This is a genomic window from Winogradskyella eximia, assembly GCF_003386165.1.
Taxonomy (GTDB): Bacteria; Bacteroidota; Bacteroidia; order Flavobacteriales; family Flavobacteriaceae; genus Winogradskyella; species Winogradskyella eximia.
The window spans coordinates 1,247,348-1,260,295 of record NZ_QRDV01000001.1; the positions used below are offsets into that span (position 1 = coordinate 1,247,348).

Consider the following 12,948-nt stretch of genomic DNA (forward strand, 5'->3'; position numbering starts at 1 on the left):
TTTCGTATTTTTGAACAAAAATATTATCAATATGTCAACACTTAGATTTCATGCTATAAAAAAATCTTTAAAAAGGAAACCAGTAAAGATTAAAGCAGAAAAACGACGTTCTGAAATTTTTGGTCAGAATGTGTTTAATGAAGCCGCAATGCGTCAGTATTTAACTAAAACGGCATTGACGAGTATAATGGGAGCTGTCGAAAAAGGTACAAAGATTGATCGATTAGTAGCAGATCATATTTCTACCGGAATGAAAGAATGGGCAATTTCTAAAGGGGCAACACATTATACACATTGGTTTCAACCATTAACAGGTGCTACAGCCGAAAAACATGATGCTTTTTTTGAAACAATAGGAGATGGACTTGCTATTGAGAAATTTGGAGGAGACCAATTAGTGCAACAAGAACCAGATGCTTCTAGTTTTCCTAATGGAGGAATTAGAAACACATTTGAAGCTAGAGGTTACACGGCTTGGGATCCAACGTCTCCAGCTTTTATATATGGTACAACATTATGTATTCCTACCGTTTTTGTATCCTACACAGGAGAAGCGTTAGATAATAAAACTCCACTTTTACGTGCGCTACAAGTAATGGATAATGCAGCTGTTGCAATTTGTAAATACTTTGATAAAAATGTTAAAAAAGTAAATGCTTCCTTGGGTTGGGAGCAAGAGTATTTTTTAATAGATAGTGACTTAGCGGCTTCGAGACCAGATATTGTATTAACAGGTAGAACACTTTTAGGGCATTCTCCAGCAAAAGGTCAGCAGCTTGATGATCATTATTTTGGTACTATTCCTAATAGAGCGATGTCTTATATGCGAGATTTAGAGAATGAATGTATGTTGCTTGGTATTCCTGTAAAAACAAGGCATAATGAAGTCGCACCAAATCAGTTTGAATTGGCTCCAATATTTGAGGAAGCAAATTTAGCTGTAGACCATAACTCATTGTTAATGGATGTGATGCAAAAAATAGCAAAGCGTCATAATTTTAAAGTATTGTTGCACGAAAAACCGTTTGCAGGTGTTAATGGTTCTGGTAAGCATAACAATTGGAGTTTAAGTACAAATACAGGTGTTAATTTGTTGTCACCTGGTAAAACTCCTATGAGTAATTTACAGTTTTTAACCTTCTTTATTAACACCATAAAAGCAGTACAAACTCACGAAGAATTATTAAGAGCAGCAATTGCTTCAGCAAGTAATGATCATCGTTTAGGTGCAAATGAAGCACCACCTGCAATAATTTCTATTTTTATTGGAGAGCAATTAACAAAAGTATTAGAAGAGCTAGAAAGCGTTTCTAAAGGGAAATTATCGCCTCAAGAAAAAACAGATTTAAAATTGAATGTAGTTGGTAAAATTCCGGAGATATTGTTAGATAATACAGACAGAAATAGAACTTCACCGTTTGCATTTACAGGTAATAAATTCGAGTTTAGAGCAGTTGGTTCTACAGCCAATTGTGCTAATCCCATGACTGTTTTAAATACCATAGTTGCTCAGCAGCTAATGGATTTTAAAGTTGAAGTGGACGAGTTAATTGATAAAAAGACCATGAAAAAAGATGATGCTATCTTTAATGTGTTAAGAGAATACATTAAAACATCTAAAGCTATTCTTTTTGAAGGTAACGGTTATGGAGACGCATGGGAAAAGGAAGCTAAAAAGCGAGGATTGAGTAATAATAAAACGACTCCAGAAGCACTGAAAATTAAAATTGCAAAATCTTCAATTGATCTTTTTGAGAGTTTAGGAGTAATGAATAAGGTAGAGTCTGAAGCACGTTATGAAATTGAAATGGAAGAATATATTCTACATATTCAAATAGAAAGTCGTGTTATCGGAGATATTGCAAGAAACCATATTGTACCAACAGCTGTTCGTTATCAAAATATATTGATAGAAAATGTTACTGGCCTTAAAACTATTTATGGAGATAAGTTTAAGGATTTTGCCAAAGAGCAATTATCGATTATTGAACAGATTTCTCATCATATCGAAGCGATAAATTCATTAGTTACTAAAATGACGGATGCACGTAAGTCGCTCAATAAACAAACAGATATAGAAAAGAAAGCTAATGGCTATTGTAATAAAGTAAAACCATTGTTTGAAGAGATTAGATATCACTGTGATAAACTAGAATTAATGATAGATGATGAGCTTTGGCCTCTAACCAAATATAGAGAGTTATTGTTTACTAAATGATAACATTTCAGTGACTTAAGGCTGTTTTAATGATAACTAAGTATTAATGCATACGTACTACTACGTATAAAATGACATAAACTAATTGTGTTTTGTGTCGTTTGTCGATAACTTCAAACTTATCATCGAAAAGGTAGTGGTTTCGTGCTAAATAATTGAAAATAACCATTTTCAAACTGCGATTGTTCCGTACTTTTGTAGGGCTATTAATCAATATTTGTAAAAATGAAAAAGTTACTACTTAGTGTAGCTATACTTGTAGGTGCAACTCTAATTCTTTCACAAGGTAAATCTGATGATTTAAACAAAGTGACAAAGGATGATGTTGTTAACATACAATCAGCGCTACAAGCTGAATCTTAAAAAGTCAAAAAGTATTTATTACTATTAAGATAATAGGATGAAATCGATAATTCGGTTTCATCCTTTTTTATTTTTAAAATTTTAATTATTGATTTTCAGTATTTTATAAATATTTATATATATTGCCAACCCTTCAAAAATCTACGCAGGAATAGACTTATCTTCTAATTAAAGATATATGATTCCTAAATTCAATGCAATTGTATTAAGTATTGCAATGATTTTTATCTTTTTTAATTCAGCGTTTTCACAAGATGAAGACGCAAAAAGTGAAAAAACGATTAATCGAAGATATGCTTTCTTCAATTTACGAGGGTCCAATGCTATAGATGCAGCAGCTGGTTCTTTAATGGTGGAAGGTGATTCTCCAAAATCGGAGTTTGCTTTATATTTTAGAATAGGTTATAAACGCCATCTTACCAGTCACCTAAATATTAACTTTACTTTCAATAAATACGACGTTGTAATTAAAGAGGATTACAATGAAGGTTTTATGTCTTTCGATTTAAATTTAGAATTCTTGTTTAGCCCATCTACAAAATTTACACCTTTCATATATGCAGGTGCAGGATATAATGCTTCTAATTATTTTGTAAGTACAACCTATAAAGCTCAAGGAGGTATAGGTTTTGAGTTTATGGTAGTGGAGGGAGTTGGTTTAAAACTTTTAGGTGAATATAATTATATGCTTACAGATGAAATTGATGGAATTATAGAAGGGAACACGGATGATGTGTTGCTTAGAATGGGATTAGGGCTTAATATTTACTTTGGTGGTAACAAGAAAAAAGAAGCGTTACGGAGAAAAATGAAAACTGTAATTAATTCCAACCTAATCATTCCTTATAATTAAACGCAATTCTTACTTTTGCAAGACCAATACAAATAAAAAGTTCCATGAGTAATTCGGTTAGTAAAAGATATGCACAAAGAGGTGTTTCTGCTTCAAAAGAAGATGTCCATAACGCAATTAAGAATATTGATAAAGGTTTATTTCCTAAAGCATTCTGTAAAATAGTACCAGATTATTTAACCAATGATAATGAGTATTGTCTTATTATGCATGCAGATGGAGCTGGTACAAAATCGTCTTTAGCTTACATGTATTGGAAAGAAACTGGAGATTTATCCGTTTGGAAAGGTATAGCACAAGATGCCCTAATTATGAATATTGACGACTTACTTTGTGTTGGTGCAACTGATAATATTATGCTATCATCAACCATAGGTAGGAATAAAAATTTAATTCCTGGTGAGGTTATTTCTGCTATTATTAACGGAACAGAAGATTTAATAGAAGATTTAAAATCCTTTGGTGTTACCATTCATTCAACTGGTGGAGAAACTGCAGATGTCGGAGATTTAGTAAGAACCATTATTGTAGATTCTACGGTAACAGCTCGCATAAAGCGCAGTGATGTTATTGATAATGCAAATATAGTTGCAGGTGATGTAATTGTAGGTTTAGAATCTTTTGGACAAGCAACTTATGAAACCGAATATAATGGAGGAATGGGTAGTAATGGATTAACTTCAGCAAGACACGATGTGTTTTCTAAATATTTAGCAAAAAAATATCCTGAAAGCTATGATGCAGCTGTACCAGAAGATTTAGTGTATTCTGGAAAAACAAAACTTACAGATGCTGTTGAAAATTCACCAATAGATGCAGGTAAACTAGTGCTTTCTCCTACTAGAACCTATGCGCCAATAATAAAAGCAATTTTAAATAAATACAATAGTGATGTTATTCACGGCATGGTGCACTGTAGTGGTGGTGCGCAAACTAAGATTCTTCATTTTATAGATCACCTTCATATTATAAAAGATAATATGTTCAATATTCCACCGTTATTTAAGCTCATTCAAGAACAATCTAAAACGGATTGGAAAGAAATGTATCAAGTATTTAACTGTGGTCATCGTATGGAGCTTTATGTAAAACCAGAAGAAGCAAATGCAATTATTGAGATCTCTAAGTCTTTTAATGTAGATGCTAAAATTATTGGTAGGGTAGAAGCTTCAGAACAAAAGAAGCTTACCATAAAAAGCGAATATGGAACGTTTGATTATTAATTTTTAAGGTATGAAAAGCTATTCGTGGTTTCTTTTTGGAGTATTTATTTTGTGTACAGGTATCTTATCAGCACAACCAGATTCACTATATTTTAAAAAGAAAAAACAAGCGCCTATTAAGTTGGGTTGGAGAACAAAAAAAGAAGTTGGCTTAAATCTTAATCAGGTGTCTTTTACCAACTGGAATTCTGGTGGTACCAATTCAATTTCGGGCATAATAGTTGGTAAAGCTGAGGCAAAATACAAACAAGAAAAATGGTTCTGGAACTCTAACTTTAATGTGCGTTATGGTTTAAATAAGCAAGATGCTGAAGTCATTAAAAAAACGGATGATGTTATAGAAGTGATTTCTAATGTTGGACTAGAAAAAGATTCTAAAAGTAATTGGTTTTATTCTGCTCGATTTAGTCTTAATACACAGTTAGCTAATGGTTATAACTATCCTGATAGAGATAATCCTATTTCAAGGTTTTTGGCTCCTGGATATATGTTTTTTGGTTTAGGTATGGAATACGGAAGACATATTGAACGCTTGTCTTTTTATGCGTCTCCATTCACTTTAAAAACGACTTTTGTTTTAGATAAAGACTTAGCTAATAAAGGAGCATTTGGTGTTGATCCAGCAATTTATGATTTAGAAGGTAATATTCTTAAGGATGGAAAAAAGGTAAGACAAGAATTGGGTATTCTTTTAACTAATCAATTTCAGGAAGAAGTATTTGAAAATATAAAAATCACAAGTCTTTTACGCTTGTATACAGACTACATCAACAGTTTTGGAAATATTGATGTAGAATGGGAGCTTAACTTAGATATGAAAGTGAACAAATTTGTAAAAGCTACATTAGGTTCTCACCTAAGGTATGATGATGATATTAAAGTTGAAGTAGAAACTAATGAAATAACCAACGAAGAGATTGTAATTATTGGCCCAAAACTACAGTGGAAGCAAATTTTAGGAGTAGGTGTTGTGGTGGATTTAGATAATATTATTAAGTCAAATACGTCCTCATAATATTCTATAAAAGAGTTTAATCTAATTTAGGGCACCTTCACTTAAATACTGGTAATCTTCAAGTTCGGTAAGCTTTTTAATCTGTTTTGTAGTACCATTTTGTAATAGATAGATAACGTCAGAAGCTTCAATTATGTGCTGATACATGTGATCTGAAATAATAATAGCTTTCATTTTCTTTTCTTCGGCAATGAGCTGTTTTATAGTTTCAATATGTAGAGGTGATAAATGTGAAAACGGTTCATCTAAAAATACAATCTTACTTTCTGATTTCAGAATAATATAAGTTTCAATAAGTCGCCTTTCACCACCAGATAAGGCTTTAAATTTATGATTTTTGTAAATTGAAAAAGCATCGAATTTTTCAGTAAACACATCCCAATCAAGTGCATATAATTTAAAAATAAACGATAATTTCATTCCGTTGGGAATAAAATTATATTGAGGTAAATATTTAGCAATTCCTGTTGAGTACAATGGTTTTAGTTGCGGTTTGTTATTTAACCTAATCAATTTATATTTTGGTTTTAAATTTCCAAATGCAATATTGAGCAAACTACTTTTACCACAGCCATTTCGGCCTAAGATTGCAGTCACTTTTCCTGTTTCTGCTTTTAAGTAAATACCGTTTAAAATGCGTTTGTTTTTAAAGTAAAGTTCTACATTGTCTAATTCAAATATCATTTAATATTTAGTGAAATATGTTTTATATACTTTCAAAATTTTATGAGAACCTAAGTGAATTCTTTAAAAATAGTGAGGTAAATAACAGTTAAAAAGCAATCCACTATAAACATAATAGAAAAAAGCTTCAATGGCGAAATGCCTATATTTTTATAAAAGGTTAATTTTCGTTTGTTTGGAGTTTCACTCACGTAATACCATGCGAAAACCGTAAGAAATAGTTTAGTAGCAATTGCTGGTGCAATCTGTGCATTGAAAAATGCAACGACAACAGTTACCAGAAGCGACCAAACCACAAACGGCTTGTAAAATGATAGTATAGCTAGGAAACGATACATATTACATACTAAACGTTCATTTTAGAGTATTTATTTTTTGATTGTAAAAATGTCCTGATAATGGAAGCAAGAGAATCCATAAAAAAACGTATTTTTGAATTCCAATTTTGAAGAGAGATGTTAGAGAAATTACAAATTATAAAACAACGATTTGATGAGGTAAATGACCTTATCATTCAACCAGATATTATATCAGATCAGCAACGCTACACAAAGCTGATGAAAGAATACAAAGATCTTAAGCTAATTGTAGATAAAGGTGAGATTTATAAAGAAGCTACCGATAACGTTACTGAAGCTGAAGAAATAATTGCTGATGGTTCTGATGCCGAAATGGTAGATATGGCCAAAATGCAACTTGAGGAGGCTAAAGAAACTATTGATAAATTAGAGGAAGAGATTCGTTTTATGTTGATTCCTAAAGATCCAGATGACGCTAAAAATGTGGTCGTTGAGGTACGTGCAGGAACAGGTGGAGATGAAGCTAGTATTTTTGCTGGTGATTTATACAGAATGTATTCTAAATATTGCAGTGATAAAGGCTGGAGAGTAGATGTTGTAAGTCAGAGTGATGGAACATCTGGTGGTTTTAAAGAAATAATTTTTGAAGTTTCTGGAGAAGATGTTTACGGAACCTTAAAGTTTGAAGCAGGTGTTCACCGTGTGCAACGTGTACCTCAGACAGAAACTCAAGGTCGTGTGCATACCAGTGCAGCAACCGTTATGGTATTACCAGAAGCAGAAGAATTTGATTATGAATTAGACATGACAGAAGTGCGTATTGAGCGTACTACATCAACTGGTCCTGGTGGTCAGTCGGTGAATACAACGTACTCAGCAATTAAGTTGCATCACGAGCCAACAGGAATGATTGTAAGTTGTCAAGATCAGAAATCATCTCACAAAAACTTAGAGAAAGCCTTAAAGGTTTTACGTTCGCGTTTATACGATTTAGAATTAGCAAAACAACAAGCTGCAGATTCTGAAAAACGTAAGAGTATGGTAAGTTCTGGTGATAGATCTGCTAAGATTAGAACCTACAATTATCCACAAGGACGAGTAACGGATCATAGAGTACCAGGTTTAACACTCTACGATTTGCAAAATATCATTAATGGTGATATTCAAAAAATAATTGACGAATTAATGTTAGCAGAAAACACCGAGTTGTTGAAAGCTAGCGATGATGTAATTTAAACCAAATTCCTGCGAAAGCAGAAATCTAAATTAATGAACTCAAAGAAAACCATTCTTTTTATTGTTATTGCTTTCTTCTCAGGAGTATTGTTATTTAGATGGTCTGGTGTGTTGAAATCTTTTCATGTGGAGTCTACATCTAACGAACCGAATTTAAAACATGGATCAAGATTTTTGGGCTCTAGTTTAAGAAAGCCAGAACGATTAGATTTTGTGTATTTTAAGTTTTCTGATAGTTTAGATGCAGGAGGCATGACAATCGTTAAGAGGTTAATTGCTATACCAGGTGATACTTTAGAATGCAAAAACGGTTATTATTATATTAACGGTAATAATATTGATGAAGGAATAGATTTGAGATTTCAATACGAGATGACAACTGAATCTTTTAACGCTAACGTTCTTGGTAAAGTTGATAATCCTGAAGCATATCCTAGATATAATTCTGAAACAATTATAGTTTTTTTAGATGATTCTTTTGTGAAAAATCTTCCTGTTAAATTAGAGCGATATTCTTCTTCTATAAGAGGTAACTTGTCAAAAGAAGTTTTTTCTAATCATATAGACTGGACAGTTAATAATTTTGGACCAGTTGTATTACCTGAGGAGAAATATTTCTTTTCTGGTGATAATCGAGATAATTCGTATGATTCAAGATGGCGAGGATTTGTAGATGAAGATAATATTAGTGGAACTCTCATATTACAGTTTTAAAAATGACAACACAAGAACTTATATCCCAAATCAAAAAAAAGAAATCTTTTCTCTGTATAGGATTAGATGTCGATTTAAATAAAATTCCAAAACATTTATTAAAGGAAGAAGATCCAATATTTGCTTTTAATAAAGCGATTATAGATGCAACACATCATTTGTGTGTGGCGTATAAGCCAAACACTGCATTCTACGAAGCCTACGGAATAAAAGGCTGGCAAGCCTTAGAGAAAACGATTAACTATCTCAACGACAACCATCCTGAAATTTACACTATTGCAGATGCCAAGCGTGGAGATATTGGTAATACAAGCACTATGTATGCTAAGGCATTTTTTGAAGATTTAGGTTTCGATAGTGTTACTGTTGCACCTTATATGGGAAAAGACTCAGTAGAACCATTCTTGGCTTTCAAAGATAAACATACCATTCTGCTAGCATTAACATCAAATCAAGGAGCATTCGATTTTCAGACAAAAACGATTGATGGTGTTGAGTTGTACAAACAAGTATTAGAGACTTCTAAATCTTGGGAAAACTCACAAAATTTAATGTATGTAGTTGGAGCTACTAAAGCTGAATTTTTAGGTGATATTAGAAAAATTATTCCAGATAGCTTTTTATTAGTTCCTGGTGTTGGTGCGCAAGGAGGTAATCTTCAAGACGTTTGTAAGTATGGAATGAACGATTCTGTCGGTTTATTAATTAATTCGTCTCGAGGTATTATTTACGCCTCACAAGACGAAAATTTTGCAGAAGCTGCAGCTCAAAAAGCTGAAGAATTACAAAAACAGATGTCTGTTGAATTGTGAACTGTCATTACGAGGACTTAAGACGAGGGAATCTCCTGAAACAGAATTTTAATTAAACAGATTGCTTTACTCAGCTTATACTGATCGCGGCCAAAGTATTCATAATGACATATATCGACCAACTTAAACGAGAAATCCAACTCAATAAAATACCCAAACGTATTATTTCGTTAGTGCCTTCTCAGACAGAATTATTAGTAGATTTAGGTTTAGAAGCTTCAATTGTTGGCGTTACTAAGTTTTGTGTGCATCCGAAACATCTTAGAATGTCTAAGGCCGTTGTTGGAGGGACAAAACAAATCAATATTGAAAAAATAGAAGCACTTCGTCCAGATATTATTCTTTGTAATAAAGAGGAAAATACTAAGGAAATAATTGAAAGTTTAAAAGAAATTGCGGCAATTCACGTAAGTGATATTTATAATTTGAAAGATTGCTTTGAGCTCATTAACATGTATGGAGAGATTTTTAATATTAAAAGGACAACTTCAACTTTAGTATCAAATATTCAATTAGAACGTGAAGCATTTCAGCTTCAATTTCAAAATAGAGATAAGTTAAAAGTCGCTTATTTCATTTGGAAAAAACCTTGGATGGTTGCAGCATCAGACAACTTTATAGATGTTATGATTACAGAAGCTGGTTTTGTAAATGTTTATAAAGAAGAAAAACGCTATCCGGAAATCGACCTAAATAATTCGAAATTAAAAGAAGCTGATCTTATTTTTCTCTCTAGTGAACCATTTCCGTTTAAAGAAGAGCATGTTTTAGAATTACAATCTAAATTTCCAGAAAAGACAATCAAAATTGTAGATGGTGAATTGTTTTCTTGGTACGGCAGCCGATTATTAAAATCTTACACATACTTTAAAACACTTAGTTCTTAGGTAAAAAAAAGTCGATACCTCACTAAATACCGACTTAAAACTAATAATTCTAAATTTAAGATTTAACTAACTCAATCTCTTGCATTGCAAAGATGGTTATATTCTGTAAGTTGTACGTTATGTTAATATTAGGATATAATTAAATAAAAACTTTTTATTAATAATTTAATTAGCTTGTAGTTGCGTATCTCCAATGACAAATTCTAACTTATTAATTTTATGTAGCACTTTAGTAGCTTTATATTCAGAAAAATCACTTAATGCATGATCTGTTGGTCTTAAATTATAAGCATCTTCAATAAGCTGTCTATATTTTTTATGTAGTCTTTTCTTTTTATTTAGAAGTCTATTTAGATTTGCCACAACGAAACGTATTAATACGTTAGTTGTTTAAAGTTAGTGATTTATCTTTAGAATCAATAAAAAAATATAAAATTCAACTTTTATTTAATCCTGAAGTGCAAATACTTTCTTCAATAATTCTGTGCTTCGAGAAGATGTCTTTTCTCTTATTTCCTTTTCTTCAACAGCAATCATTGTGTATACACCTTTTAGAGCTTCATTTGTAACGTAATCCGTTAAATCAGGATTTACACTACTCGTTAATGGAAGGCTATTGTATTTTGTGATTAAGTTAGTCCAAATTTTGTCTGCACCTACTTTACTAAATGAGTTTTCAATAACAGGTTTAAACTTACTATAAAGTTCTATTTGTGTTTTTGAAGTTAAATAAGATGTAGCAGCATTATCTTCACCTAGTAAAATATTTTTAGCATCAGCAAAAGTGATATCTTTTACAGCACTCACAAAAATTGGAGTGGCTTCTTTAACAGCATCTTCTGCAGCTCTGTTTAATATTTTAAGACCTTCATCTGCTAAGCTACTCAAGCCTACTTTACGTAAGGTATTATCTACTTTTTGTAATTCTTCTGGTAATACTATTTTTACTAATTCATTTTTAAAAAAACCATCTTCTTGAGTCAATTTACTAACCTGTTTGTCAATACCAAGATCTAAGGCTTGTCTTAAGCCAGCTGCAATATCGGTATTGCTAAGTACTCCTTCTGCTTGAGGCAATGAATCCACAACTTGTTGCAATTCTGCGCAAGAAAATAAAAGAGAAAGACATAAAACTGAGGTCAAAAATTTTTTCATAAGTGTATTTTTTTGCAAAGATAAAATAAAACTTCAGCTATAGTGTTATTATTATCCAAATGAATCTTAAAAGTGCTTTTCTGTTTTCAGGTTATAATTTGGTTAATTTTAAATTATTAATGTATAATTACTTCAAGGTATTGTTGTTAAATGAGTTTTTATTTTTTCAAATCCTTATTTTAGCATCATATTTGATTATACCTTATTAAAAGATAATATAGTTTATGGAATTGTATAAAAAAAACCTATTTGGATTGCTTTCATTTTTAGTGTGCTTTAGTATTAATGCACAAAACCAAATTAAGGTTTCTGAATTTTTACAAGAATCTAATATAGCAACACCAGATAACAATAAACTTTATTTTGTTGATTTTTGGGCGACTTGGTGTGGTCCATGTATTACGGCTAAGGAACATTTAGGGGTGTTGCAAAAGCAATTTCCTAAAGATTTATATATTGTATCAATGACTAAAGAAAATCCACTTACTGTAGAGCGTTTTTTAGAAAGGAAGCCTGCAGAACTAGCCATTGCTATTGATTACAATGGTGAAACTCATAAAGAATTTAATGTAACCGCAATACCAGACGGAGTTTTGTTTAATAGCAAAGGTAAAGTATTGTGGAGAGGTGGTGCGCCAGATTTAAAAGCAAATATTGTAGCTAAATTTTTAAAACAACAAACGTCAAATACATCTCTTAGTGCCTTTTTTGAAGTGGTTACAGAAGAAGAGGACTTTAACGAAGAATATATACCAAAAGAAGCTTTAGAGATAAAGCCATTGTCTGTTGAAGTAGAAGATTTATCTGTAGTAGATGCTGATAACTATTTAAAGCTAACAGGTTCGTTAACGCGTATTGTAAGTTATTTAGCCAAAATATACAAAAATCAAATTGTGTTAGACGAAGAGTTAGATACCAATTATGAGATTTATTTTAAAAAGCCATTTAACGAAAATGAAAATCTTGCTGTTAAGCTTATTACCGAAATGAAACTTGGTATAAATAGAAAATACAGTGAAGGTGAAGGAATTAGTTTTGTGGTAACAACTCCTCGATTTTGGGGCACAGATCAAATAGATTGGGGTAAAAACAATGCGAAGTATTTAGTTGGTGATTCTCAAATTAAAGCTGATAACGTATCTTTAAAAGATATTGCATATCAATTGTCTTATGTCTTAGATATGCCAATAATTGTTCCTGATGATAATGAAATTAGCCTCTCACTTCACGATTGGGATTTTCATTATAAGTTTTTTCAATTGATGCAAACCGACTTAGAAGATAATTTTGGTATTACTGCAGAAAAGAAAATAGTGTCTTACCCAGTGTATCATATACAAAAGAATACTCCTTAAAATACATACGTAGTCCTAAAATCTAACTTATAAATATTAGGATATTATCTTTTTGATTAATTGACTAATAGCTGTTTTGGCCTATGCAATATTGTAATAGTCTAGAATTAAGATAGAGGTTGTTAGTCAATGCT

The 12,948-nt window shown here is 31.7% G+C and carries 14 protein-coding genes; 10 read left to right on the forward strand and 4 right to left on the reverse strand.

What is annotated here, in order from left to right:
• Nucleotides 1–31 precede the first annotated feature (31 nt).
• The 5 genes from DFQ10_RS05220 (at nt 32) to DFQ10_RS05235 (ending at nt 5,672) form a co-directional block, all read left to right on the forward strand.
• Nucleotides 32–2,218: a glutamine synthetase III family protein gene (locus tag DFQ10_RS05220; protein ID WP_115816297.1), complete on the forward strand. Its 2,187-nt coding sequence runs from the start codon at nt 32–34 to the stop codon at nt 2,216–2,218.
• Nucleotides 2,219–2,443: 225 nt separating this feature from the next.
• The gene (locus tag DFQ10_RS18540; protein ID WP_181897579.1) at nt 2,444–2,581 is read left to right on the forward strand and encodes a hypothetical protein; all 138 of its coding nucleotides are present in this window, start codon (nt 2,444–2,446) and stop codon (nt 2,579–2,581) included.
• Between the two features lie 178 nt (nt 2,582–2,759).
• On the forward strand, nt 2,760–3,434 hold the full coding sequence (locus DFQ10_RS05225) for a Curli production assembly/transport component CsgG (protein ID WP_245940618.1): 675 nt from the start codon (nt 2,760–2,762) through the stop codon (nt 3,432–3,434).
• Nucleotides 3,435–3,478: 44 nt separating this feature from the next.
• A complete protein-coding gene (locus DFQ10_RS05230; protein WP_115816298.1) occupies nt 3,479–4,657 on the forward strand; it encodes an AIR synthase related protein in 1,179 nt (392 codons plus the stop codon).
• Nucleotides 4,658–4,667: 10 nt separating this feature from the next.
• Complete coding sequence (locus DFQ10_RS05235; protein ID WP_115816299.1) at nt 4,668–5,672, forward strand: DUF3078 domain-containing protein; 1,005 nt, start codon at nt 4,668–4,670, stop codon at nt 5,670–5,672.
• 21 nt (nt 5,673–5,693) lie between these two features.
• On the opposite strand, the gene DFQ10_RS05240 is transcribed toward DFQ10_RS05235, so the two are convergent.
• Together DFQ10_RS05240 and DFQ10_RS05245 are read right to left on the reverse strand one after the other, a co-directional pair.
• A complete protein-coding gene (locus DFQ10_RS05240; protein WP_115816300.1) occupies nt 5,694–6,356 on the reverse strand; it encodes an ATP-binding cassette domain-containing protein in 663 nt (220 codons plus the stop codon).
• Between the two features lie 50 nt (nt 6,357–6,406).
• Entirely contained in the window at nt 6,407–6,694 is a 288-nt protein-coding gene (locus tag DFQ10_RS05245; protein ID WP_115816301.1) for a hypothetical protein, read from the reverse strand.
• 117 nt (nt 6,695–6,811) lie between these two features.
• Between DFQ10_RS05245 and prfA the strand changes: the two genes are divergently transcribed.
• From prfA to DFQ10_RS05265, 4 genes are all read left to right on the forward strand, one after another.
• Nucleotides 6,812–7,891: a peptide chain release factor 1 gene (gene prfA / locus DFQ10_RS05250; RefSeq protein WP_115816302.1), complete on the forward strand. Its 1,080-nt coding sequence runs from the start codon at nt 6,812–6,814 to the stop codon at nt 7,889–7,891.
• Nucleotides 7,892–7,924: 33 nt separating this feature from the next.
• Nucleotides 7,925–8,605, forward strand: coding sequence for a signal peptidase I (gene lepB, locus DFQ10_RS05255; RefSeq protein ID WP_115816303.1), 681 nt, complete (start codon nt 7,925–7,927; stop codon nt 8,603–8,605).
• Nucleotides 8,606–8,607: 2 nt separating this feature from the next.
• Nucleotides 8,608–9,417 carry an orotidine-5'-phosphate decarboxylase gene (gene pyrF, locus DFQ10_RS05260; RefSeq protein ID WP_115816304.1) on the forward strand — a complete coding sequence of 270 codons (810 nt, stop codon included), beginning with the start codon at nt 8,608–8,610 and terminating at the stop codon, nt 9,415–9,417.
• Nucleotides 9,418–9,521: 104 nt separating this feature from the next.
• Entirely contained in the window at nt 9,522–10,304 is a 783-nt protein-coding gene (locus tag DFQ10_RS05265; RefSeq protein ID WP_115816305.1) for an ABC transporter substrate-binding protein, read from the forward strand.
• A 165-nt stretch (nt 10,305–10,469) separates the two neighbouring features.
• Here the strand turns inward: DFQ10_RS05265 and DFQ10_RS05270 are convergent, their stop codons facing one another.
• Both DFQ10_RS05270 and DFQ10_RS05275 read right to left on the reverse strand, forming a co-directional pair.
• On the reverse strand, nt 10,470–10,667 hold the full coding sequence (locus DFQ10_RS05270; RefSeq protein ID WP_115816306.1) for a Lacal_2735 family protein: 198 nt from the start codon (nt 10,665–10,667) through the stop codon (nt 10,470–10,472).
• An 84-nt stretch (nt 10,668–10,751) separates the two neighbouring features.
• Nucleotides 10,752–11,459 (reverse strand): DUF4197 domain-containing protein, encoded by a 708-nt coding sequence (locus DFQ10_RS05275; protein ID WP_115816307.1) that lies wholly within the window; start codon nt 11,457–11,459, stop codon nt 10,752–10,754.
• A 224-nt stretch (nt 11,460–11,683) separates the two neighbouring features.
• Here DFQ10_RS05275 and DFQ10_RS05280 point away from each other — a divergent pair, with 224 nt between their 5' ends.
• Complete coding sequence (locus DFQ10_RS05280) at nt 11,684–12,814, forward strand: TlpA family protein disulfide reductase (RefSeq protein ID WP_115816308.1); 1,131 nt, start codon at nt 11,684–11,686, stop codon at nt 12,812–12,814.
• Nucleotides 12,815–12,948: the final 134 nt, after the last annotated feature.